Origin of the sequence: Streptomyces sp. NBC_01446, assembly GCF_026340095.1 — a bacterium.
In the GTDB taxonomy this organism is placed as follows: Bacteria; Actinomycetota; Actinomycetes; order Streptomycetales; family Streptomycetaceae; genus Streptomyces; species Streptomyces aureus.
In genome coordinates, this window is record NZ_JAPEPO010000001.1 from 3,236,824 (window position 1) to 3,259,201 (window position 22,378).

The window sequence follows — 22,378 nt, forward strand, 5'->3', positions numbered from 1 at the left end:
TGGGCTCTACTGCGTGCCGGGGCGCAGGAACGTCACAGCGGCGCGACGCCGAGCCGGTCGAGGAAGCGGAAGAAGAGCGGCTCGGCGAACGGGTCGGGGTCCTGGCCCAGGACGTCGGCGAGCGGACCCTGCGCGACGGTGCGGCCGCATTCCTGCGCCCACGCGACCGCGCGCCGCGCGGCGTCCGCGGGCTCCAGGAAGTAGTCCTCCAGGGTCAGTTCGTCCGCGGAGAGGTATCCGGCCATGGCGTCGCGCGCCAGACAGGTGGTCCACGCGCCGCTCTCCGGCGCGGCCGCCTCGATGACGACGCAGTCGCTGTCCATGACGTAGCCGAACAGGGCGGGCGCGCCGGTCTCGGCGGCCAGCGCGTTCATGCTGCCGACGTCGTGACGCCGCTCCCCGCCGTCCGGGCACTCCCAGACCTGCCAGCCGTCGGCCCGCCGTTCCAGGAGCGTGAGCGCGTCGCGCGCCCCGCCCAGCGCGTCGAGCTCGACGAGCGGCCGCTCGCTCTTGGCCACGACGTAATAGCCCCAGTAACCCATGCCGGTGTCCCCCCGGTGCCTTCGAAAGCGGCTGATCTCGGCTCGGGCCGAATACACCACAGCCATACGTGGCTCCGCCACCGAAAACGCAGATCCGGCGATTACGCCGCCACCGCACTGTCCACTGCTCAGCCCCTGAAACCGACTGCTCAGCCGGTCAGGACCCCAGCCGGTTCGCGAGCGCCACGAACTGGGGCCACGTGAGCGGGGGCTTGCCCGGGTACCAGAGCTTCTGGATCGTGGCCCGCAGCGGCATGCGGATCCCCTGCGCGACCTGCGCCTGCGTCTGCGAGTTCGCCAGGTCGGACCACACGGCGAACGTGCCGCCCAGGATCTGGCTGTCGTACCTCGAGGGCACCGGCGTCGTGCCGCGCACGACGAGCGGGGTCCAGCTCTCGTAGATCCGCCGCCCGGTCGGGTACACGAAGTTGTTGGGCTGACCGAGGACGTAGTAGAGGTACTCGTCGTTGTAGTTGGTCATCTTGCGGCCCTCGGCCAGGTACTCCTCCGGCGGGCGGGCCCCGATCTCCCTGCCGGTCCAGTACGCGACCTCAAGGCTCTTGTCGGCCTGGACGACACCGCCCCGGAAGAACCCGTCGTTCCACGCCTTGAGGGAGCGGTTGAACGGCTTCATCGTGGCGACCCGGTCGTTGAGCCAGCCCGTCGTGAGGTCCTCGACCGTCGCGTTCGGCCCGTACTTCTTCTTGGCGGCGGCCGCGAGCTGCGGGAAGGACGCCTCGGGGTTCTTCACCGTCAGGGCCTGGTACTCGTCGCCTCCCAGGTGCCAGAAGGCGCCGGGGAAGAGGGGAGCGTACTCACGCAGCAGATCGTCGACGATCTTCGCCGACCCGGGGTTCGAGATGTCGACGGCGCCGCGCGTCGCGACCCCGGCGGTGTTCCGCAGCTGGAGGTCGGGGTGCGCCTGGATCACCGCGCCGAGGTGTCCCGGCGAGTCGATCTCGGGGATCACGGTGATGTGCCGCTCGGCGGCGAGCGAGACGATCTCGCGGACCTGCGCCTTGGTCAGGTGGTCGGGCGAGACGATCTCGGGGTGCGAGTCCGACTGGATACGGAAGGCCTGGTCGTCGGAGAAGTGCAGACCGAACTGGTTGTACTTCAGGTCGCCGATCTCCCGGATCCGGTCCTTGATCCACCCGGCCGTGAAGTGCTTGCGCGCGATGTCCAACATGAACCCGCGCTGCGGCTTCGCCGGCGCGTCCTTCACCACGCCCTCCGGCGCGGTCCCCCCGCCGTGCACCTCCTGCTTGAGCGTGCGCGTGCCGTAGAAGACACCCGCGTCCCCCGGCCCCACGATCCGCACCCGGCCGCTCTTCACGGTCATCGTGTACGACTCCGGGTTCCCGCTCCCGCCGAGCGCCAGCTCCACGTCACCGGCGCCGGCCTTGACCTTGCCCGCGTAGTTCAGCCTCAACTCGTCGGCGATGAGCTTGCCCTCGTCGGAGAGCTTCGCGTCCCCGATGACGACCCGGCCGCTGGTGGGGCGCCACCCGGGGCCGCGCGCCGGTGTGTGCTCGCGCACGGAGGGGATGGTCTGCGGGGGCTTCGACAGGGGGTACGACTTCGAGGGCGATGGCTCCGCCGAGGCCGGGGAGGCGGACTTTCCGTCGGAGGGGCGTTCGGCACGGGTGGCGCTGGTGCCGCCCCCGTCACCGGCGCAGCCGACGAGGACGAAGGTCAGCGCGACCGTCCCCGCCGTGACGACTCCCGCGCCGACCCTCGATCGACTCCGCGTACCCATCAGTGACCGTCCTCCGGTTTCGACAGCAACCCCGACATCGAATTCCGCGTCCTAAGGGGCGACCGTATGGCCCGGCTCCCCCGATCTTCCGTCCACCACACGCCCCGGAACTCTCCCGTCCGGGTGAAATCGGTGCATCCACCAGACAGCTCCTGGCCCGGATCGCTAGCGTGTACGCACATCCGCCACACCTTCATCACATGTCCCGTGACACTCCTGGCTCACGTCTCGTCCCAGTGTCAGCCCAGTCACGTCCCACGTCTCGCCGAGGAGCGCACGCTGCCTTCGCACCGTTTCTCCCGCCTCCCCGGGCATGCCCCCATACCGGTGCAGTCCCCACCAGGGCCTTCGTCACCCGTGCAGTCGTCCCCGCACGGCCTCACGCGGTTCAACACGCTGCCCGCGATCACGGCCGAGCGCGCGCTTCTGACCTGCTGCGGTTCGCTCCACTGGGCCCGCCGCCTCGCGGCACACCGGCCCTACCCGGACCTCGACGCGCTGCTCGCCGCCGCCGACGAGGCGGTCTACGACTTCGCGCCGGCCGACCTCGACGAGGCCCTGTCCCGCGAGACGCTCCCCCTGCCGCCGCACAGCTCGTACTCCGTCGCGCACACCGCGCTCGGCGCCGCGCACAGCGCGTACGAGGGCCGCTTCGGCCACGCCTTCGTGATCTGCCTCGACGGCTACGGGCCCGACGAGGCCCTCGACCAGCTCCTGGCCGGAATCCGGTCACGCCTTGGCAACGATCCCGAGGAGGAGCGCGTCCTGTCCTGGGACGAGCTGCGCCGACTCGCCCGGGGACGACTCGCCCGGCTCGTAAGGTCGCTGGAAGCCCGGACAGAGCCCCGGGAAGCGATAGACCCGCAGGAACCAGCGGATTCCGGGCGCCCCGACAGCGCGTCCGATAGCCCGTACGTGGCTGTTTGATTGCCTGTTTGATCACACCGGCGGCCCCCGGGCGAGCGAGCCGACAACTCGTCGATACGATGACGAGCGGCCGGTGGACCGTACCCGGCCGGGCCCGACCGACACTGAAGCCGGCGCGGCCCCAATCCCCGCTCCCGGAGGGTTCTTCCGTGCCGGCTGGAACGCTGTACCGCGGCCGGGAAGGCATGTGGTCGTGGGTGGCTCATCGAGTCACCGGTGTCCTCATTTTCTTCTTCCTGTTCGTACACGTCCTGGACACCGCTCTCGTCCGCGTCTCCCCCGAGTCGTACGACGACGTCGTTTCCACCTACAAGACGCCGATCGTCGCGCTCCTCGAGTACGGCCTCGTCGCCGCCATCCTCTTCCACGCGCTCAACGGCCTGCGTGTCATCGCCGTCGACTTCTGGTCGAAGGGTCCCCGCTACCAGAAGCAGATGCTCTGGACCGTCGTCGGCATCTGGGTCGTGCTGATGGTGGGCGCGCTGTACCCGGTCCTCGGCCACGCCGTCCGTGAACTCTTCGGGAGCTGACGCCAGACATGTCTGCTGACACCACCCCTGCGAAGACGCCCGGCGTCGGACCCGTCGAGGGCGTCGCCGTCTACGACGTCGACCACCCGGCGCCCTTCATCGAGGCCCCCCGCAAGCGCACCTCGAAGACCCCGCGCTCGACGCGCGGCAACTTCGAGATGGCCGCATGGCTCTTCATGCGCCTGTCCGGCGTCGTCCTCGTCGTCCTGGTCCTCGGCCACCTGCTCATCCAGCTCGTCCTCGACGGCGGCGTGAGCAAGATCGGCTTCGCGTTCGTCGCGGGCCGCTGGGCCTCGCCGTTCTGGCAGGGCTGGGACCTCCTGATGCTGTGGCTCGCGATGCTGCACGGCGCGAACGGCCTGCGTACGGTCATCAACGACTACGCCGAACGCCCGAACACGCGCCTGTGGCTGAAGGGCCTCCTGTACACCGCCACGGTGTTCACGATCCTGCTGGGCACGCTGGTGATCTTCACCTTCGACCCGAACATCCGATAGGCACGGGGCTGAGGTAACCACTCATGAAGATCCACAAGTACGACACCGTCATCGTCGGCGCCGGTGGCGCGGGCATGCGCGCGGCCATCGAGTCGACGAAGCGCAGCCGCACCGCCGTCCTGACGAAGCTCTACCCCACCCGCTCCCACACCGGCGCGGCGCAGGGCGGCATGGCCGCCGCGCTCGCCAACGTGGAAGAGGACAACTGGGAGTGGCACACCTTCGACACGATCAAGGGCGGTGACTACCTGGTCGACCAGGACGCCGCCGAGATCCTCGCGAAGGAGGCCATCGACTCCGTCCTCGACCTGGAGAAGATGGGCCTGCCGTTCAACCGCACGCCCGAGGGCAAGATCGACCAGCGTCGCTTCGGCGGCCACAGCCGTAACCACGGCGAGGCCCCGGTCCGCCGGTCCTGCTACGCCGCGGACCGCACCGGCCACATGATCCTTCAGACGCTGTACCAGAACTGCGTGAAGGAGGGCGTGGAGTTCTTCAACGAGTTCTACGTCCTGGACCAGCTGATCACCGAGGTCGACGGCGTCAAGCACTCGGCCGGTGTCGTGGCGTACGAGCTGGCGACCGGCGAGATCCACATCTTCCAGGCCAAGTCGGTCATCTACGCCTCGGGCGGCACCGGCAAGTTCTTCAAGGTGACGTCGAACGCGCACACCCTGACCGGTGACGGCCAGGCGGCCTGCTACCGGCGCGGTCTGCCGCTGGAGGACATGGAGTTCTTCCAGTTCCACCCGACCGGCATCTGGCGCATGGGCATCCTTCTCACGGAGGGCGCCCGCGGTGAGGGCGGCATCCTCCGCAACAAGGACGGCGAGCGCTTCATGGAGAAGTACGCGCCCGTCATGAAGGACCTCGCGTCCCGTGACGTCGTGTCCCGCTCCATCTACACGGAGATCCGTGAGGGCCGCGGCTGCGGTCCCGAGGGCGACCACGTCTACCTCGACCTCACGCACCTCCCGCCGGAGCAGCTCGACGCCAAGCTCCCGGACATCACGGAGTTCGCGCGCACCTACCTCGGCATCGAGCCCTACACGGACCCGATCCCGATCCAGCCCACCGCGCACTACGCCATGGGCGGCATCCCGACCAACGTCGAGGGTGAGGTCCTCGCGGACAACACCACCGTCGTCCCGGGTCTGTACGCCGCCGGCGAGGTCGCCTGCGTGTCCGTGCACGGCGCCAACCGCCTCGGCACCAACTCGCTGCTCGACATCAACGTCTTCGGGCGTCGTGCGGGCATCGCGGCCGCCGAGTACTCCGAGAAGGCCGACTACGTCGAGCTGCCCGAGGACCCGGCTTCGATGGTCGTCGAGCAGGTCGAGCGCCTGCGCAACTCCACGGGCACGGAGCGCGTCGCGGTCATCCGCAACGAGCTCCAGGAGTGCATGGACGCCAACGTGATGGTGTTCCGCACCGAGCAGACGATCAAGACGGCCGTCGAGAAGATCGCCGAACTGCGCGAGCGGTACCGGAACGTCTCGATCCAGGACAAGGGCAAGCGGTTCAACACCGACCTCCTGGAGGCCATCGAGCTGGGCAACCTGCTCGACCTGGCCGAGGTCATGGCGACCTCCGCCCTGGCGCGCAAGGAGTCCCGCGGCGGCCACTACCGCGAGGACTTCCCGAACCGCGACGACGTCAACTTCATGCGCCACACCATGGCGTACCGCGAGGTCGGCGACGACGGCTCCGAGTCCATCCGTCTGGACTACAAGCCGGTCGTCCAGACCCGCTACCAGCCGATGGAGCGTAAGTACTGATGGCTACCCCGACCATGGACAAGCTCGAGGCTCTCGAGGCGGACAACGGCTCGCACCTCATCACGGTCACCTTCCGCATCCGCCGGTTCAACCCGGAGGTCTCCGCGGACGCGGTCTGGGAGGACTTCCAGCTCGACATCGATCCGAAGGAGCGCGTCCTCGACGCCCTCCACAAGATCAAGTGGGAGCTCGACGGCTCACTGACCTTCCGGCGCTCCTGCGCGCACGGCATCTGCGGCTCGGATGCCATGCGCATCAACGGCCGCAACCGCCTGGCCTGCAAGACGCTGATCAAGGACATCAGTCCGGAGAAGCCGATCACGGTCGAGGCCATCAAGGGCCTCACGGTCCTCAAGGACCTCGTGGTCGACATGGACCCGTTCTTCCAGGCCTACCGGGACGTCATGCCGTTCCTGGTCACGACGGGCAACGAGCCGACGCGCGAGCGTCTGCAGTCCGCCGAGGACCGCGAGCGCTTCGACGACACGACCAAGTGCATCCTGTGCGCCGCGTGCACGTCCTCGTGCCCGGTGTTCTGGAACGACGGCCAGTACTTCGGCCCGGCCGCGATCGTCAACGCGCACCGCTTCATCTTCGACTCGCGTGACGAGGCGGGCGAGCAGCGCCTGGAGATCCTCAACGACAAGGACGGCGTGTGGCGTTGCCGCACGACGTTCAACTGCACGGACGCCTGCCCGCGCGGTATCGAGGTCACCAAGGCGATCCAGGAAGTCAAGCGCGCGCTGATCACGCGCCGCTACTGACCTTCCGGCGTTACGTCCCTGAGGGCCCCGCTCCCGGTTTCGCACCGGGGGCGGGGCCCTCGGTGCGTCACGGGCCCGCTGTCACGGGCCTGCCGTTACGGGGCCTGACGTCACGGGGCGCTCGAAGAACGTCTCCAGGGCCACCGTCGCCTGCGTGCCGCCGACGCCCTCGATCGCGTACAACCGCCGCAGCACGTCCTGGAGTTGCCGCGTCGTCTCCGTGCGCACCTTCACCAGGACCGACGCGCTGCCGGCGATGATGTGCGCCTCCTGGATCTCGGGGATCGCGGCGAACTTCCCGGCCGACTCGCCCATCCACGACGACGACTCGACCATCACGAACGCGAGCACCGCCTGCCCGAGCGCGGCCGGGTCCACGTCGACGGTCGTCCGCCGGATCACGCCCCGCTCGCGCAGCTTGCGCACCCGCTCGTGGGCCGCGCCCGCCGAGAGGCCGACCTCCTTGCCGAGCGCCGCGTACGCCGTCGTCGCGTCGTGCTGGAGCAGCGCGACCAACTTCCGGTCGATGTCATCCACTGCCACTGTGATCCACTCCCGCTCCGCCGACCATGGCGTAACCGTATCTCGTTCTGTCATAGTCCCATACGACAGTATGTCATTCGGTCTACAGTTCCTGGGGGATAATCATGTCTGGCCAGAACCAGCCCAGTGTGTACGAGATTCTGGACGAGCGCTTCCGCACCGGACGGTGCGCCTTCGGGGACGACAGCCTCACCACCCTGCACACCGGCAGCCGTTGGACCGAAGGCCCCGTCTATCTGCCCGCCTGGCGCCAGCTCATCTGGAGCGACATCCCCAACGACCGCCTGCTGCGCTGGGACGAGGCGACCGGCACGGTCAGCCTCTTCCGCACCCCCGCCGGACACACCAACGGCAACACCCTCGACCGCGAGGGGCGCCTCATCAGCGCCGAACAGGGCGGCCGCCGCGTCACCCGCACCGAGGCCGACGGGCGGATCACCGTCCTCGCCGACCGCTTCGAGGGCAAGCGGCTCAACAGCCCGAACGACGCGGTGGTGCGCTCGGACGGCTCGATCTGGTTCTCCGACCCGGACTTCGGGATCACCAGCGACTACGAGGGCTTCCGCGCGGAGTCCGAGATCGGCGCCAACAACGTCTACCGGATCGACCCCGCCACCGGCGAGGTGCGCCAGGTCGCCGACGGCTTCGGCGCGCCGAACGGGCTCGTCTTCTCGCCCGACGAGCGCCAGTTGTACGTCTCCGACACCCGGGCCGGACACATCCGCGTCTTCGACGTGCTCGACGACGGCGAGAGCCTGAGCGACGGCAAGGTCTTCGCCGAGACCGGCGGCGACGACGGCCGCTTCGACAACATCCGCTTCGACGACGGCGGGCGGCTGTGGGCCGCCGCCATGCACGGCGGTGTGCACTGCTACGACCCGGACGGCACCCGGATCGGCCGCATCAACGTCCCGGAGCCCGTCTCCAACGTCGCGTTCGGCGGCCCCAAGAACAACATCCTCTTCATCACCGCGACGACGTCCCTGTACTGCCTGATGACGTCCGTGACCGGCGCGCCACGTATCCGCCGCTGACGATGTGCTGTCCAGTTCGCCCTGAACACGGCTAATCTGACGGTATGTCACTTGAGCTTGAGCTGCTCGGCTTCGACAACGTGCTGTTCCCCGTCGGCGATCTCGGCGAGGCGGTCTCCTTCTACGAGCGGGCCGGTTTCCGCGTGAAGTTCTGCCTCGACGAGGCCGGGATCGCCCTTCTCGAAGCCGGCAAGGAGACACCCGGCGTACTGCTGCGCGCGGAGGAGGACTTCGGCCGCCGGCCCCCTCCGTGGCCGGGCCCGCGCGTATGGCTCGAGGTGCGCGACGCCAAGGCGGCGGCCCGCGCGCTGACGGAGGCCGGGATCCCGCCCATCGATCCGCCGTTCTCCACCTCCACCGGCTACGTCGTGGAGTTCGCGGACCCGTGGGGCAACGTCATCGGCCTCACGGACTATCTCAAGCGGCCCGAGCTGGCACGGAGTTGATGCCCGGGTTCACCGGTCTCCGCCTGCCGACCCTCGCTTGAACATGTTCAAAAACAGGTCTACTGTCCTTCTCGACAGCGTTTTTGAACGCGTTCAAGGAGGGGTGGGGAAATGGACCTCACAGTCGTCGCATACGTCGTCTACCTCGTCGTCAGCATCAGCCTGACCGTCTGGGTGGCGCGCACCCTGAGCCGTAACGGAAGGGTCTTCCTCGCCGACGTGCTGCACGGGAACGAGAAACTCGCGGATGCCGTCAACCATCTGCTGGTGGTCGGCTTCTACCTCGTCAACCTCGGCTTCGTGGCGCTCTACCTGAGCGGGGACGACGACATCGCCGACACCCGGGGCATCTTCGAGGCCCTGTCGACGAAGCTCGGCGTGGTGCTCCTGGTGCTGGGGGTCATGCACCTGGGGAACGTGTGGGTGCTCAACAAGATCCGGCGGCGGGGCGTGATGGAGCGGGAGCAACTGCCGCCCGTTCCCCCGCAGGGCTGGGCCGCGCCGCCGGTGGCCGGGGCGTGACGGCGATGAGCGAGGTCGCGGACCGGGGCACCACGGGGGCCCCGGTCCGCCGGCTCATCCTCCTCTACGACGCCCAGTGCCCGCTCTGCACGTTCCTGCGGAACTGGCTCGCCCGGCAGCGCCAGCTCGTCCCGCTCGACCTGGTGCCGGCCGGGTCCGAAGAGGCCCGGCGCCGCTGCCCCGGGATCGACCACATCTCCACGCTCTCGGAGATCACGCTCGTCGGCGACAGCGGCCAGATCTACCGCGGACCCGCTGCTTGGGTCGTCACCCTGTGGGCGCTGTCCGAGTACCGGCCCCTGTCCCACAAGTTCAGTACCCCGGCGGGCGCCCGCCTCGCGCGCGCCGCGGTCCTCACCGCCGCCAAGTACCGCCAGGCCCACCGGGACCAGCAGGTCAGGAAGGCCGGGGGCGGCGCCTACCGCAGGGCGGACGGCTGGGCGTACGACCGCGTCGATGGCTGGACGTACTACGGCCCAGCGGGCTGCGACAGCGGCTGTCACGTGCCCGATTAGGCTCTGAGCGTGCCAGCAGAGAAAGAGACCCCCGAGAGCCCTGCGAAGAGCCCCGCCAAGAGTCCCGCCAAGAGTGAGCAGACGCGGGCGCTGATCCTGGAAACCGCGATGCGGATGTTCCGGGAGCGGGGCTACGACAAGACGACGATGCGGGCCATCGCCAAGGAGGCCGGGGTCTCCGTCGGCAACGCGTACTACTACTTCGCGGGCAAGGAACACCTCATCCAGGGGTTCTACGACCAGATCTCCGCGGAGCACCGGGCGGCCGTGCGGTCCGTGCTCGACCGGGAGACCGACCTGGAGAAGCGGCTCGCCGGGGTGCTGCGCGCCTGGCTGGAGATCGCGGAGCCGTACCACGAGTTCGCGGCCCAGTTCTTCAAGACCGCCGCGGACCCGACCAGTCCGCTCAGCCCCTTCTCGCCCGAGTCGGAGCACGCCCGCGAGACGGCCATCGACGTGCACCGCGAGGTGCTGGCCGGGTCCAAGGCGAAGGTGCCGGCCGAGCTCGCCGCGATCCTGCCGGAGTTGATGTGGCTATCCCAGATGGGACTCGTCCTGTACTGGGTCTTCGACAGCTCCGAGGACCGGGAGCGCAGCCGACGCCTCGCCGAACGGGGGGCCCGCCTGACGACGCGCGGGGTCGCACTCGCCCGGTTCCGGGTGCTGCGGCCGCTCGTCCTCGAGGTGCACGAGCTGTTCACGGACTTCCTGCCGGGCATGACGGAGGCGTCGACGGCGGCGCGGGAGAAAGGGCAGGGGAAGGGGAAGGGGGCCGGGAGCGAGAAGGGGCACCGGAACGAGAAGGGGCACCGGAACGAGAAGGGGTACGGGAACGACCAGGGAAAGGGCTGAGGCGGGGGCTCTTACCTTTGGTTCATGAGCGGCTTGTACGGTCGTCTGATGCCCGGCTCCTCTTCATCGCGCCACGTCAGCCGTCGCGCCGCGCTCGCCCTCGGTCTCGGCGCCGCGACCTCCGTCACCCTGGCAGGACCGCGTGCCGCGGCCGCGGCCGCCGCCGCCGCCGTCGGCGGGGAGCGGCTCGGCAGGTCCGGTGTCCAGGTGGCGTCCGGCGCGCCCCGGCTGCCGAAGCTCGCCGCGCAGGCGTGGCTCGTCGCCGACCACGACAGCGGCGACGTCCTCGCCTCGTACGCGGCACACCGCGCGCTGCCTCCGGCGTCGACGCTCAAGATGCTGTTCGCGGACACGGTCCTGCCGAAGTTCGGGCGGACCTCGGTCCACAGGGTGACCGCCGCCGATCTCGCGGGGATCCCGTACGGCAGCAGCCTCGTCGGCGTCCAGGCGGGGACCTCGTACACCGTCGAGCAGCTGTGGCAGGGCGTGTTCCTGCGCTCCGGGAACGACGCCGTGCATGTGCTCGCCAGCATGAACGGCGGGGTGGACGAGACCGTCCGCCAGATGCAGGCCCGCGCGAAGGACCTCCAGGCGAACGACACGCATGTGGTCAGCCCCGACGGCTTCGACCACAAGGGGCAGGTGTCGTCGGCGTACGACCTGACGCTGTTCGCGCGCGCCGGGCTCAAGAACGACGACTTCCGCGGCTACTGCGCCACGAAGACGGCCGACTTCCCCGCCGGGAGCAAGAAGACGTTCCAGATCCAGAACACGGACCGCCTCCTCACCGGGCAGGGCGTGGCCGCGTACCAGGGGCTCATCGGTGTGAAGAACGGCTACACCTCGCACGCCGGCAACACGTTCACCGGCGCGGCGACCCGCGGCGGGCGCACCCTGCTCGTCACCGTCATGCACCCCAAGTCCGGGTACGAGGCGGTGTACGAGGAGACGGCGGCGCTGCTCGACTGGGGGTTCGCGGCGGCGGGCAAGGCCGATCCGGTGGGCACGCTGGTCACGCCGCTGAGCGAGCAGCCCAAGGGGGCGGCGGCGAAGCGGCGTGCGGGGGCCGCGGGCGCGGGAGCGGCGGGCGCTCCCGTCGCGGCGACGGCCACGTCCCACATGGACGACTGGGCGTTCGGCGGCTCGGCGGCAATCGCGGTGCTTGCGGGTGGGGGGCTGCTGGCGCTGCGGCGGCGAGAGCGGGAACGGCCGAGCGGGCGCCGGCGACGTCAGGGCTGACGCCGGGCCGGTGCGTGCGCGGGGTGCGGTGTCAAGGCTGACGCCGGGCCGGTGCGTGCGCGGGGAGGGCGGTGTCAGGGCTGACGCCGGGCCGGTGCGCGGGGGCGGTGTCAGGGCCGACGCCAGGCCGGTGCGCGGGGGCGGTGTCAGGGCCGACGCCAGGCCGGTGGGCGGGGGCGGTGTCAGGGCTGACGTATCTGAGTAGGGGGTGTGCCCGTCAGGATCGGCGGCCGGCGGGGCCCGATTCGGCGGCCACCATCACTCGCCGCAGCAGGTCCGAGAGCTGCCTGCGCTCCTTCGCGTCGAGCGCGCCGAGCACCCGGTGCTCCTCGCCGCCGAGCCGGTCCATCGCTTTGCGCCAGATCGCGCGGCCCGCCTCGGTCAGCTCCACGTCGACCCGGCGCCGGTCGGTCCTGGACGGGGTGCGCGCGACCAGGCCGCGGCGTTCGAGGCCGTCGAGGCGTCCCGTGACCGAGGCCGGGGCCAGGCCCAGGTCCGAGGCGAGTTCCGAGGGCGCCGCGCGTCCGCCGCGCCCCGCGAGCTTGTGCAGCGTGTCGTACTCGAACCGTTCCAACTCCACGTCCACCAGGGCCTGTTCACGGGCCCTGCGCAGATACCGGGTGAGCTCTTCCGCGCGCGTGATCGCGCCCTCGATGTCCGGGTCGAGGTCCGGCATGACCGGCAGCCAGCGCGCCAGATGCCCATCGGTCCAGTCGCGTTCCATGGGGGCAGTTTACGGCCGAATCCTTCGGCACCGGATATTTTGGTGCCCAATACTTCGTTGACGAATACTTCGGTGACGAAATACATTCGCTGGCATGCCGCGCCCCAGCCTCCGCCACCCGTTGTTACGCAACGCCCGCTTCCGCCGCTTCTTCCTCGGCCGCCTCCTCTCCTTGGTCGGCGACGCCGTCATCCCTTCCGCCCTCGCCCTCGCCGTGCTGCGCGCCACCGGCTCGGCCTCGGCGCTCGCACTGGTCCTGGGCTGCGCGATGGTGCCTCGGCTCGTACTCCTCCCCCTCGGCGGCGTGATCGCCGACCGCTTCAACCCGCGCATCGTGGCCCTGACCACCGACCTCGTGCGCTGCGCCGGCCAGCTCTTCGTAGGCATCGAACTCCTCTCCGGGAAACCGGAGTTGTGGCAGATCGCGGTCGCCGAGGCGGTCGGCGGCGCGGCCTCCGCCTTCGCCATGCCGACGCTCGCCTCACTGATCGTCGGCATCGTCGGCGAGAAGGACCGGCAGGCCGCCAACTCCGCGCTCGCCGTGGTGCGCAGCGGCACGCTGGCGGGCGGTCCGGCGCTCGCCGGGCTGCTTGTCCTGACCGCGGGCCCCGGGTGGGCGTTCGTCCTGGACGCCGCCTCGTTCGCCGTCAGCGCCGCCCTGCTCGCCACCCTGCGGCTCAGCCGCACCACGACACCCGCCGAGGATCGCCGCTCCCTGCGGTCCGACCTCGTCGAGGGCTGGCACGAGGTGCGCTCACGCGGCTGGTACTGGACGAGCCTGGTCGCCCACGCCACCTGGAACGGCGGGGCAGCCGTGTTCGCCACCCTCGGACCGGCCGTCGCCGTCAAGGAACTCGGCGGCGACGGCGCCTGGATCGTGATCGCCCAGGCGGGCGCCGTCGGCCTGCTCCTGGGATCACTCCTGTCCGGGCGGGCCCGCCCCCGCCGCCCGGTCCTCACGGGCAACCTGGTCCTGACCACGTACGTCCTGCCGCTGGGGCTGCTCGCCCTGCACGCCCCCGCACCGGCGGTCGCCGCCGCGTTCGGCGTCGCCCTGGCCGGTCTCGGCTTCTTCAACCCCCTGTGGGAGACGGCGGTGCAAACGGCCGTTCCCGCGGCGGTCCTCGCCCGCGTCACCTCGTACGACTGGCTGCTGTCACTGGCCGCGATGCCTCTCGGCTACGTCCTCGCCCCGCTCGCCGCCGACGCCTGGGGCGAGGCGACCCCGCTGTGGATCGCGGCGGCGGCGGTGGGCCTGGCCTGCGTGGCCACGGCAGGGGTGCCCGGCGTACGGCAGTTCACGCTGAACACCCCTGCCGACGACCCAACCGATGCCCCTGCGGGGAAGGTCAGTTCACGAGACCGGCCCCCTCGTCCGTCAGCTCCACGTCGTACACCAGCGGGCCGCCCCCGACCGTGACGTGGTGGGCGCGCGACGCCAGACCGCGCGCCGTCACCGCCAGGATGTACGCCCCCGGCGTGGGCACCGACACGATGTACGAGCCGTCGGCGATGGACGTGACGCGGTCGAGCTGGCGGCCGCCCCTGGAGACGAGGGTCACGGAGGCACCGGCCAAGGGATCGCCGTCGGCGGTGCGCAGGAATCCGTGGACGACGGTTGCTCCGCCGGTACCGCTCCTCTCCGGCTCCGCGGTCGTGGTGTGCTCGGCGGTCTTGATGTGCTCGGTGTTCTTGATGTGCTCGGTGTTCTTGTGGGCCCCGGCCGGGGATTCGGCGGGCGGCTCGGCCGGCTCCACGGCCAGGTGCGGGAGCCGGCCCTCCAGCCATCCCGGCAGCCACCAGTTGGAGCGGCCGAGGAGATGCATCGCCGCCGGGACCAGCGCCGTACGCAGGATGAACGCGTCGAGCGCGACCGCCGCGGCCAGCCCGATGCCCGCCATCGCGCCCTCCATGTCGCCGCTCAGGACGAACGCCGAGAACACGCAGATCATGATGAGGGCCGCGCAGTTGATGACCCGGCTCGTCTCGGCGAGGCCGACGCGCACGGCCCGCGCGTTGTCCCCCGTGTGCACCCACTCCTCGTGCATCCGGCTCACCAGGAACACCTGGTAGTCCATCGAGAGGCCGAACAGCAACGACAGCATGATCACCGGCAGGAACGCGGTGATCGGCCCCTCCTTCCCGATACCGAGGAACTCCGTCCCCCAGCCCCACTGGAAGACCGCCACCAGGACACCGAACGACGCGGCCGCCGCGATCAGGTTCATCAGCGCGGCCGTGAGCGGCACGACGAGCGAGCGGAACGCGATCAGGAGCAGCAGGAAGCCGAGCCCGATGATGGCGCCCACGAAGTAGGGCAGCCGGTCGCCGGTCACCGACGCAAAGTCCTTGAAGACGGCCGTCACCCCGCCCACGTGCGCCTCTACGCCGGCTTCCGGGATCACGTCGTCACGCAGCCGGTCGATGAGCCGGTCCGTCCCGACGGACTGCGGGGACGTCTTCGGCACGACCTGGATGACGGTGATGCCCCCGGCGGGCGGGGCCGCGGCGGCCTGCGCGACGTCGTCAGTCGCACGGATCGTCCTGACGAGCTCCGTGGTGTCGGCGCCGCCCGGCACGACGACCTGTAGGGGCCCGTTGAAGCCGGGCCCGAAGCCCTCCGCTAGCAGGTCGTACGCCTGCCGGGTCGTCGTCGACTCCTGGTTGTTGCCCTGGTCGGTGGCGCCGAGCCGCAGTGACAGTACGGGCAGCGCGAGCACCGCCATGACCACCAGCGCCATCGCCGCGATCGAGCGCGGGCGTTTTTGCACGTACGCCGACCAGCGCGCCGCGGGACCGCTCGCCTCGGCGGGGTCGGGCCCGGCCGCCGCGAGCTTCCGCCGCTGCTTGCGGCTGAGGACGCGCGGGCCGAGCAGACCGAGAAGCGCCGGCAGAAGGGTGATCGCCGCCAGGACGCTGAGCACAACCGTGAGGGACGTGGCGATGACGACTCCGTCCAGGAAGCGCAGGTTCATCACCAGCATTCCGGCGAGCGCGATGCACACGGTGCCGCCCGCGAACAGGACCGCGCGCCCGGATGTGTTGAGGGCGCGCACCGCCGACTCCTCTGGTTCGAGCCCTCGCTGGATGCCGCGCCGGTGCCGGGTGACGATGAAGAGCGCGTAGTCGATGCCGACGCCCAGACCGATCAACGAGCCGAGCAGCGGGGCCACTTCGGGCACGTTCGTCACATGGCTGAGCAGCATCGTCGCCATCATGCCGCTGCCGACGCCCATGATCGCCACGACGATCGGAAGCAGCATCGCGAAGAGCGAGCCGAAGGCGAGGAAGAGGACCACGGCCGCCGCCGCGATGCCGACCACCTCGGAGACGCCGGTGGGCGGCTCCTGGATACGGGTGATGGCCTGGCCGCCCAACTCGACCCGCAGACCGTCACGTTCGGCGCCCTGAGCCGTGTCGACGACCTTCTGGACGAGGTCCTTGGGGACGCCGTTCGCCTGGTCGGTGAAGGTGATCTGCGCGAAGGCGGTACGGCCGTCGCGGCTGATCTGGGCGGCGTTCTTCGCGTCGTAGGGGCCCACGACCTCGCCGACGCCCCGCATCCCGGCGATCTCCCTCAGCGCGGGCTCGATCCGGGACCGTACGGCCGTGTCCTTCACCGACCCCTCGTCGCCGGACGACCGCCACACCACGGTGTCCGTGTCGCCCGAACTCCGCGGAAACGCCTTCGTCATCAGGTCGTACGCCTGCTTGGAGTCCGTGTCGGGGAGGGAGAACACGTTCGAGTAGTCGGTCCCTGCCGAGGTACCCGCGGCGCCCAGGCCGAACAGCGCTCCCACCCACAGCACCAGGACCACCAGGCGGTGCCGGTAGCACCACCGTGCCAATGCCGTCACGTTTGCCACTCCTTCGGTCTTCCCCCGGGTCTTCCTCGGCCTCAGCATCCGGGGACGCGGGCGCACGGCGGGACGGCGCGCCCATGACTCTCAAGGAACTCCAAGGGGGCGAGCAGGGCCGAGCGGGGGCGGGCCCGCCGATACTGGACGTATGAACGCTGGGGGTATGAGCGCTGGGCATGTGAACTCGGGGCACGCGGACGCCGGTTCCGTGAGTGCTGGGCCCGCGAATGCGGGGCCCGTGAGCGCTGGGCCCGTGAGCGCCGGGCCCGTGAACGCCGGGCCCGTGAACAACGCGGAGCACCCCGTGGGAGCCACCGTGCTCATCGTCGAGGACGAGCCGAGCATCGCCGACGTCCTCGCGATAGCCCTGCGCTACCACGGCTTCGAGGTCATGACCGCGGGCACCGTCCGCGAGGGCCTCGCCCTCGCCACACGCACCCGGCCCGACGCCGCGCTCCTCGACGTGATGCTGCCGGACGGCGACGGCCGGGCGCTCGGGCGCGAACTGCGCGCCCGCAGGCCCGATCTGGCCCTCGTCTTCCTCACCGCACGCGACGCGCCCGCCGAGATCGTGGGCGCGCTCGGCTTCGGCGACGACTACATCACCAAGCCGTTCAACATCGACGAGGTCGTGGCCCGGCTGGGCGCCGTCCTGCGCCGCACCCGGTCGGCCGACGTCCTGCCCGAGCGCCCGCCGCTGCGCTACGGCGACCTCGAACTCGACGAGACGGCCTACACCGTCCACCGCTCGGGCCGCACGGTCCAGCTCACGCCCACCGAGTACGCGCTCCTGCGCTTCCTCGTGCGCAACGGCGGCCGCGTCGTGCCCAAGGAACAACTCCTGCGGCACGTATGGCAGTACGAGCACACCGCCGAGTCGACCGTCGTCGAGACGTACATCAGCTACCTGCGGCGCAAACTCGAAGCGCTGGGGCCGCCGTTGATCACTACGCGGCGGGGGGTCGGATACGGGCTTGCGGGTGGGGCGTGAACCGGGGGCGGGGCGCGGGTGAGGGCCTTCGTGGCCGACGCGAGCAGGTCCATGGCCGACGCGGGCAGGACCATGGCCGACGCGGGCAGGACCATGGCCGACGCGGGCAGACGGGCGGCCGGAGCCGGCGGTTCCACTCCCTGCGCGCCAAGCTCACCCTCGTGAATGTCGCGCTGCTCGCCCTCGGCATCGTCGCCGCGACCGCCGTCAGCCTCATCGGAATGCGCCACTACCTCCTCGAGAACGTCGACGCCGAGCTGACGTCGTCACGCACCTCGCTCCAGCGCACCGGCCTCACCCTCAAACAGATCGAGTCGCTCAGCGAACTGGGCATCGCCCTCGACAAACTCTCACCCGGCCCCAACTCGACCGACACCGGCGCGAGTTCACTGCCACGCAACGAGACCGTGTTCGTGGCCGTCGACCGGGCCGGCGAGCCCATCCCCGTAGGCACCCTGCGCCCCACCGCCCGCCAGCGCGACCTCGCCTCCGCGGTCGACGACCCGAAGGCGCTCGCCACCGCCGACGAGCCGCACGACGTCACCGTGCACGGCGACCCGTACCGCGCGGTGGGCGCCCGCCTCGCCGACGGTACGACCGTGCTGCTCGCCACCTCGACGGCCAACGTCCAGACCGGCATCCACAAGGCGCTCAGGCTCGACATCGCCCTCGGAACGGGCCTGCTCGCCCTGCTCGCCGTCCTCACGATGATCGGCGTCAGCCACCGGATGCGGCCCCTCGAAGACATGGTCGAGACCGCGTCGGCCATCGCCGACGGAGACCTCGCACGACGCGTGCCGCCGCACCACGACACCGCCCTGGAGGTCGAACAGCTGCGGCTCGCCCTCAACTCCATGCTCCACCAGGTCGAAACGGCTTTCGAGACCCGCGAGCGCAGCTCCGCGCAACTGCGGCGGTTCGTCGCCGACGCCTCCCACGAACTGCGCACACCGCTCGCCGCGATCCGCGGCTACCTCCAGCTCTACGACAAGGGGATGCTCCGCGACCCGGCCGAGCGCGCCCGCGCCCTGGGCCGCGTCCACGCCGAGGCGGACCGCATGAGCCGACTCGTCGACGAACTCCTCACCCTGGCCCGCCTCGACCAGGGACCCGAACTGCGCCTGCGGAACGTCGACCTGAGCCGACTGGTCCGCGAAGCCGCCGACGACCTGCGCGTGCAGCAGCCGGACCGCCCGGTCCAGGTCGCAGCTGACGGCGCGCTGCTGGTCCGCGCCGACGAGTCGGGCCTGCGCCAGATCCTCGGGAACCTCCTCGCCAACGTACGCACCCACACACCGGAGGACGTCCCGGTCAGCGTCTCGCTCGAACGCGTGGACGGGACGGTTCGGCTGTGCGTGGCCGACGAGGGCCCCGGACTTGACGAGGAGGACGCGGCGCGGATCTTCGACCGCTTCTTCCGGGCGGGCGGGGGCGCCGGCAGCGGTCTGGGCCTGGCGATCGTGCAGGGCGTGGTGTCGGCGCACGGCGGCGAGGTGTCCGTGCGCACGGCTCCGGGGGCGGGGGTGCGGGTGACGGTGGTGCTGCCGGGGGGCGGGGGGCCTGTGGGCTCGGCTGTGGCTGAGGCGGTTTCCCGTGGGTGAGGCTCCCGTGGGTGGGGCTCCCGCGGGTGAGGTCCCCACGGGTGAGGTCCCCGCGGGTGAGAGACCCGTGGGTGGGGCCTCCTCGCCGGAGCCGGTCAGATCCAGCCGAGCTGCCACAACCGGAACACCCCGGTCCCGTCCGACAGATACTGCCCGCCGGTGATGCTCTCCGTGCTGAGCACGTACTCCTTGCGCTGCCACAGAGGGATGAGTGGGACGTCCCGCGCGACCGCTTCCTGAAGCTTGCGGAAGTCGCCCATGGTGCGGCTGCGATCCTCGTACTGCTGACTGGCCTGGATCAGGCCGTCGACCTCTTTGCTGCTGTATCCGTTGTGCATGCCGGACCCGGTGCGCACGAGCTGCGCGGTGAACGTGTCCGGATCGGGGAAGTCCGGCAGCCAGCCGACCGCGTACGCGTCGAGTTTCCCGCTCGCGTACCGCCTCTGGAAGTCGGTCCACTCGTAGTAGCGCAGGCTCACCTTGAACAGCCCGTCGGCCTCCAGCTGCCGCTTGATCTCCTTCGCCTCCGACGCGGACGCGGCGCCGCGCGAGTACGCGAACTCGAAGCGGACCGGCGTACTCACCCCGGCCTCCTGGAGCAGCGTGCGCGCACGGGCGGCGTCCGGCTTCGGATACGCGTCGAAGAACGCGGTCGTGTGCCCGGTGATGCCGCGCGGGATCACGGAGTAGAGGGAGTCGACGGTGCCCTGGTACGTCGAGGAGACCAGCCGGTCCCGGTCGAGGAGCGTGGCGAGGGCCTGTCGCACCCGGCGGTCGTGCAGCGGGCGGCCCGTCCGCACGTTGAGGACGAGGTTCCGGGTCTCCGCGCTCTCGACCTCGGTGAGCCGCTCCCCCTTGTCGCTCGGCGCGTACGAGGCGAGCAGCGCGGGCGGCAGCTGCCGAGCGGCGACGTCGACGGAACGGGCCTTCCAGGCGGACTCGAGGGCGGCCGAGTCCTTGAAGTAGCGCAGGGTGGTGGGCTCCCCGACGCTCTTGACCGCGCCCTCGTAGCGTGCGTTGGGGACGAGCTTCGCCTGCTTGCCAGGCGTGTACGAGCTGAGGCGGTAGGGGCCGGTGCCGTCGACGCGGGTACGGGTGCGCAGGCTGTGCGCCGGGTACTGGGTGCTGTCGACGATGGAACCGGCGCCCGTGGCGACCTTGAACGGGAACGTCGCGTCGGGCGAGGACAGCCGGAAGGTCACCGTCCGCGCCCCGCTCGTCTCGACCTTGCCGAGGGTGTCGAGCAAGGTCGCGGGGCCCACCGGAGAGTTGATGGCCCTGACCCGGTCGAAGGAGAACTTCACGTCCTTGGCCGTCACCGCGCGACCGCTCGGGAACGTCAGCCCGTCGCGCAGCTCGCAACGGTAGGTACGTAGCCCCCGGCCGACGAACCCGCAGTGCTTCGCGGCATCCGGCACGGGCGCGGCGCCACCCGCGTCGAACGTCAGGAGTGACTGGAACACGTTGCTGTACAGCGCCCATGATCCGGCGTCGTACGCACCCGCCGGATCGAGCGACGTCACGGCGTCAGTCGTCCCGACGGCGATCGTCTTCCCCTGCTCGTCCCGATCCGGAAGAAGCTGCCATGCGCCGGCTCCGGCGGCGGCAAGCACCATGAACGTCGCAAAAACCCGCATGCGAATCGACCGCATCGCGCCCCTCCCCAGTGACGTGGATCACTGAATCACAGGAGTTTGAGCCGTGGGAAGAGAAGGTGATGAGGTTTCGAAGACCGAGAGGCACCTTGTGAGCAGCCTGTGAGCAAGGGGGTTTCGAGCCTGTTTCGGGGCGGGGTGTTTTTCGGGATGAGGGAGAGGTGAGGGCGGGCGGCTCTTTGCAGGGGGCCGGGGAGGTACCTCGTACCTCCCCGGCCCCACCTCACGCCCGCTTCGACGCCAGCTCGACGACCGTGATGTCCGAGGGCGCGCCCACCCGGACCGGCGGGCCCCACGCACCGGCGCCCCGGCTCACGTACAACTGCGTGTCGCCGTACCGCTCCAGGCCCGCGAGGGTCGGGTTCGCCGCGTCGGCGATGAAGTTGCCGGGCCAGAGCTGGCCGCCGTGGGTGTGACCCGACAGCTGGAGGTCGACGCCGCGCTTCACCGCCTCGTGGATCATCACGGGCTGGTGGGCGAGGAGGACGGCGGCGCGGCCGGGGTCGCGGTCCCCGAGCGCCTTGTCGTAGTCGGGCCCGTCGCCGTAGTTCTCGCCGGTCACGTCGTTCACCCCGGCCAGGTCGAACGCGCCCATCTCCACGCGCGCGTTCTCCAGGGGCCGAAGGCCGATCTCACGGACGTGCTCGACCCACGGCTCGGCGCCCGAGAAGTACTCGTGGTTGCCCGTCACGAAGTACGTGCCGTGCCGGGCCCGCAGCCCCGCGAGCGGCGCGACGGCCGGCGCCAGGTCCTCGACGCTGCCGTCGACCAGGTCCCCGACGACCGCGATCAGGTCGGGCTGCGTGGAGTTGATCGTGTCGACCACCCGCTGGGCGAACCCCCGGCCCAGAACCGGGCCCAGATGGATGTCGCTGACGACCGCGATCCTGAACCCGTGCGCGGAGCGCGGCAGCCGGGCCAGCGGAACCGTGACCCGCTTCACCCTGGGCCCGCGAAGCACGCCGTACGCACCGTTCCCGACGATCCCGGTGGCCGCGACCACGGCGGCACCACCGACGACGCGAGAGACGAAGAGCCGACGCGAGGAGTCGGCCGCGGCCGATGGCGTGACGGGCTTGGGCTTGATGGGGGTGGGGGGTGAGGTTGGGGTTGGGGTTGGGGTTGGGGTGGTGGTTGCGATGGGCGGCTCGTCGGGCTCGCGTGCCGGAACCAGTACGGGCTCCGGCACGGGCCCCGACTCCGCGCCGCCCGGCGCGGATCCGCGGTCGAGGTAACGCCGCAGCAGGGGGCGCACCACTTCACCCACCAGGACCGCGAGCACCAGATAGATGGAGAAGGCCATCCACAAGAACCCGGGCCAGGACAGAACCTGCTGCAACCAGAACGGCGCACCGGCCCGCTCGCTCGCCACCGCCGCGAACATCAGCAACGGCCCCAGCACGAACACGACCGTGCCCGCCCGCCGCGCGAGACCGGCGCGGGCCGTGGTGTCGCGCACCAGACGGCGCCACGCGTACCGGTGCAGACCGGCGAAGGCCGCGAGCGAGGCGACCCCTGCGATCACTAAGACGGCGATCACGACGCCGCTCCCCCCGTTGCGTTCATGGCGCTGTTCGTAGTGCTGTGCTGCTCGTAGTG

The 22,378-nt window shown here is 70.6% G+C and carries 21 protein-coding genes; 14 read left to right on the forward strand and 7 right to left on the reverse strand.

Annotation, left to right across the window (positions count from 1 at the left end; genetic code table 11):
* Positions 1-32 precede the first annotated feature (32 nt).
* Positions 33-542 carry a hypothetical protein gene (locus tag OG456_RS14330; RefSeq protein WP_266569233.1) on the reverse strand — a complete coding sequence of 170 codons (510 nt, stop codon included), beginning with the start codon at positions 540-542 and terminating at the stop codon, positions 33-35.
* 157 nt (positions 543-699) lie between these two features.
* A complete protein-coding gene (locus tag OG456_RS14335) occupies positions 700-2,301 on the reverse strand; it encodes a glycoside hydrolase family 20 protein (protein WP_266560923.1) in 1,602 nt (533 codons plus the stop codon).
* A 327-nt stretch (positions 2,302-2,628) separates the two neighbouring features.
* Between OG456_RS14335 and OG456_RS14340 the strand changes: the two genes are divergently transcribed.
* From OG456_RS14340 to OG456_RS14360, 5 genes are all read left to right on the forward strand, one after another.
* On the forward strand, positions 2,629-3,228 hold the full coding sequence (locus tag OG456_RS14340; protein WP_266560924.1) for a 2-oxo-4-hydroxy-4-carboxy-5-ureidoimidazoline decarboxylase: 600 nt from the start codon (positions 2,629-2,631) through the stop codon (positions 3,226-3,228).
* Between the two features lie 149 nt (positions 3,229-3,377).
* Positions 3,378-3,758: a succinate dehydrogenase, cytochrome b556 subunit gene (gene sdhC / locus OG456_RS14345; protein ID WP_100594758.1), complete on the forward strand. Its 381-nt coding sequence runs from the start codon at positions 3,378-3,380 to the stop codon at positions 3,756-3,758.
* 8 nt (positions 3,759-3,766) lie between these two features.
* Positions 3,767-4,255, forward strand: coding sequence for a succinate dehydrogenase hydrophobic membrane anchor subunit (locus OG456_RS14350; RefSeq protein ID WP_266560928.1), 489 nt, complete (start codon positions 3,767-3,769; stop codon positions 4,253-4,255).
* 23 nt (positions 4,256-4,278) lie between these two features.
* Positions 4,279-6,033 carry a succinate dehydrogenase flavoprotein subunit gene (gene sdhA / locus OG456_RS14355; protein ID WP_266560930.1) on the forward strand — a complete coding sequence of 585 codons (1,755 nt, stop codon included), beginning with the start codon at positions 4,279-4,281 and terminating at the stop codon, positions 6,031-6,033.
* Positions 6,033-6,797 (forward strand): succinate dehydrogenase iron-sulfur subunit, encoded by a 765-nt coding sequence (locus tag OG456_RS14360; protein ID WP_116510811.1) that lies wholly within the window; start codon positions 6,033-6,035, stop codon positions 6,795-6,797. Before sdhA ends, OG456_RS14360 begins: the two co-directional genes overlap by 1 nt.
* An 81-nt stretch (positions 6,798-6,878) precedes the next feature.
* Here the strand turns inward: OG456_RS14360 and OG456_RS14365 are convergent, their stop codons facing one another.
* The gene (locus OG456_RS14365; RefSeq protein WP_266569235.1) at positions 6,879-7,334 is read right to left on the reverse strand and encodes an Lrp/AsnC family transcriptional regulator; all 456 of its coding nucleotides are present in this window, start codon (positions 7,332-7,334) and stop codon (positions 6,879-6,881) included.
* Positions 7,335-7,444: 110 nt separating this feature from the next.
* Here OG456_RS14365 and OG456_RS14370 point away from each other — a divergent pair, with 110 nt between their 5' ends.
* The 6 genes from OG456_RS14370 to OG456_RS14395 all read left to right on the forward strand — a co-directional run bounded on the left by OG456_RS14370 (position 7,445) and on the right by OG456_RS14395 (position 11,948).
* Complete coding sequence (locus OG456_RS14370; RefSeq protein ID WP_266560934.1) at positions 7,445-8,374, forward strand: SMP-30/gluconolactonase/LRE family protein; 930 nt, start codon at positions 7,445-7,447, stop codon at positions 8,372-8,374.
* Between the two features lie 44 nt (positions 8,375-8,418).
* Entirely contained in the window at positions 8,419-8,820 is a 402-nt protein-coding gene (locus tag OG456_RS14375; protein ID WP_266560936.1) for a VOC family protein, read from the forward strand.
* Between the two features lie 111 nt (positions 8,821-8,931).
* A complete protein-coding gene (locus tag OG456_RS14380; protein WP_227296884.1) occupies positions 8,932-9,342 on the forward strand; it encodes a hypothetical protein in 411 nt (136 codons plus the stop codon).
* A gap of 5 nt (positions 9,343-9,347) precedes the next feature.
* Positions 9,348-9,857, forward strand: coding sequence for a thiol-disulfide oxidoreductase DCC family protein (locus tag OG456_RS14385; protein WP_266560939.1), 510 nt, complete (start codon positions 9,348-9,350; stop codon positions 9,855-9,857).
* A gap of 9 nt (positions 9,858-9,866) precedes the next feature.
* Positions 9,867-10,709 (forward strand): TetR/AcrR family transcriptional regulator, encoded by an 843-nt coding sequence (locus tag OG456_RS14390; protein ID WP_266560941.1) that lies wholly within the window; start codon positions 9,867-9,869, stop codon positions 10,707-10,709.
* A gap of 24 nt (positions 10,710-10,733) precedes the next feature.
* The gene (locus OG456_RS14395) at positions 10,734-11,948 is read left to right on the forward strand and encodes a D-alanyl-D-alanine carboxypeptidase family protein (RefSeq protein ID WP_266560943.1); all 1,215 of its coding nucleotides are present in this window, start codon (positions 10,734-10,736) and stop codon (positions 11,946-11,948) included.
* Between the two features lie 217 nt (positions 11,949-12,165).
* Here the strand turns inward: OG456_RS14395 and OG456_RS14400 are convergent, their stop codons facing one another.
* Positions 12,166-12,672: a MarR family winged helix-turn-helix transcriptional regulator gene (locus OG456_RS14400; RefSeq protein ID WP_266560945.1), complete on the reverse strand. Its 507-nt coding sequence runs from the start codon at positions 12,670-12,672 to the stop codon at positions 12,166-12,168.
* A 94-nt stretch (positions 12,673-12,766) separates the two neighbouring features.
* Between OG456_RS14400 and OG456_RS14405 the strand changes: the two genes are divergently transcribed.
* A complete protein-coding gene (locus OG456_RS14405) occupies positions 12,767-14,092 on the forward strand; it encodes an MFS transporter (RefSeq protein WP_266560947.1) in 1,326 nt (441 codons plus the stop codon).
* On the opposite strand, the gene OG456_RS14410 is transcribed toward OG456_RS14405, so the two are convergent.
* Entirely contained in the window at positions 14,022-16,520 is a 2,499-nt protein-coding gene (locus OG456_RS14410; protein WP_266569237.1) for an MMPL family transporter, read from the reverse strand. The genes OG456_RS14405 and OG456_RS14410 overlap by 71 nt on opposite strands.
* A 328-nt stretch (positions 16,521-16,848) precedes the next feature.
* Between OG456_RS14410 and OG456_RS14415 the strand changes: the two genes are divergently transcribed.
* Together OG456_RS14415 and OG456_RS14420 are read left to right on the forward strand one after the other, a co-directional pair.
* On the forward strand, positions 16,849-17,523 hold the full coding sequence (locus OG456_RS14415; RefSeq protein ID WP_266569239.1) for a response regulator transcription factor: 675 nt from the start codon (positions 16,849-16,851) through the stop codon (positions 17,521-17,523).
* A 161-nt stretch (positions 17,524-17,684) separates the two neighbouring features.
* The gene (locus OG456_RS14420) at positions 17,685-19,124 is read left to right on the forward strand and encodes a HAMP domain-containing sensor histidine kinase (protein WP_266560949.1); all 1,440 of its coding nucleotides are present in this window, start codon (positions 17,685-17,687) and stop codon (positions 19,122-19,124) included.
* 95 nt (positions 19,125-19,219) lie between these two features.
* Here the strand turns inward: OG456_RS14420 and OG456_RS14425 are convergent, their stop codons facing one another.
* The gene (locus OG456_RS14425) at positions 19,220-20,776 is read right to left on the reverse strand and encodes an ABC transporter substrate-binding protein (RefSeq protein ID WP_266560955.1); all 1,557 of its coding nucleotides are present in this window, start codon (positions 20,774-20,776) and stop codon (positions 19,220-19,222) included.
* A 226-nt stretch (positions 20,777-21,002) separates the two neighbouring features.
* On the reverse strand, positions 21,003-22,319 hold the full coding sequence (locus tag OG456_RS14430; RefSeq protein ID WP_266560958.1) for a metallophosphoesterase: 1,317 nt from the start codon (positions 22,317-22,319) through the stop codon (positions 21,003-21,005).
* Positions 22,320-22,378 lie beyond the last annotated feature (59 nt).

Coding starts and splice junctions, on each gene's coding strand:
- OG456_RS14380 (WP_227296884.1), top strand. CDS start 8,932: ATGGACCTCACAGTCGTCGCATACGTCGTCTACCTCGTCGTCAGCATC.
- OG456_RS14335 (WP_266560923.1), bottom strand. CDS start 2,301: ATGGGTACGCGGAGTCGATCGAGGGTCGGCGCGGGAGTCGTCACGGCG.
- OG456_RS14395 (WP_266560943.1), top strand. CDS start 10,734: ATGAGCGGCTTGTACGGTCGTCTGATGCCCGGCTCCTCTTCATCGCGC.
- sdhA (WP_266560930.1), top strand. CDS start 4,279: ATGAAGATCCACAAGTACGACACCGTCATCGTCGGCGCCGGTGGCGCG.
- OG456_RS14370 (WP_266560934.1), top strand. CDS start 7,445: ATGTCTGGCCAGAACCAGCCCAGTGTGTACGAGATTCTGGACGAGCGC.
- OG456_RS14360 (WP_116510811.1), top strand. CDS start 6,033: ATGGCTACCCCGACCATGGACAAGCTCGAGGCTCTCGAGGCGGACAAC.
- OG456_RS14405 (WP_266560947.1), top strand. CDS start 12,767: ATGCCGCGCCCCAGCCTCCGCCACCCGTTGTTACGCAACGCCCGCTTC.
- OG456_RS14350 (WP_266560928.1), top strand. CDS start 3,767: ATGTCTGCTGACACCACCCCTGCGAAGACGCCCGGCGTCGGACCCGTC.
- OG456_RS14400 (WP_266560945.1), bottom strand. CDS start 12,672: ATGGAACGCGACTGGACCGATGGGCATCTGGCGCGCTGGCTGCCGGTC.
- OG456_RS14330 (WP_266569233.1), bottom strand. CDS start 542: ATGGGTTACTGGGGCTATTACGTCGTGGCCAAGAGCGAGCGGCCGCTC.
- OG456_RS14375 (WP_266560936.1), top strand. CDS start 8,419: ATGTCACTTGAGCTTGAGCTGCTCGGCTTCGACAACGTGCTGTTCCCC.
- OG456_RS14425 (WP_266560955.1), bottom strand. CDS start 20,776: ATGCGGTCGATTCGCATGCGGGTTTTTGCGACGTTCATGGTGCTTGCC.
- OG456_RS14385 (WP_266560939.1), top strand. CDS start 9,348: ATGAGCGAGGTCGCGGACCGGGGCACCACGGGGGCCCCGGTCCGCCGG.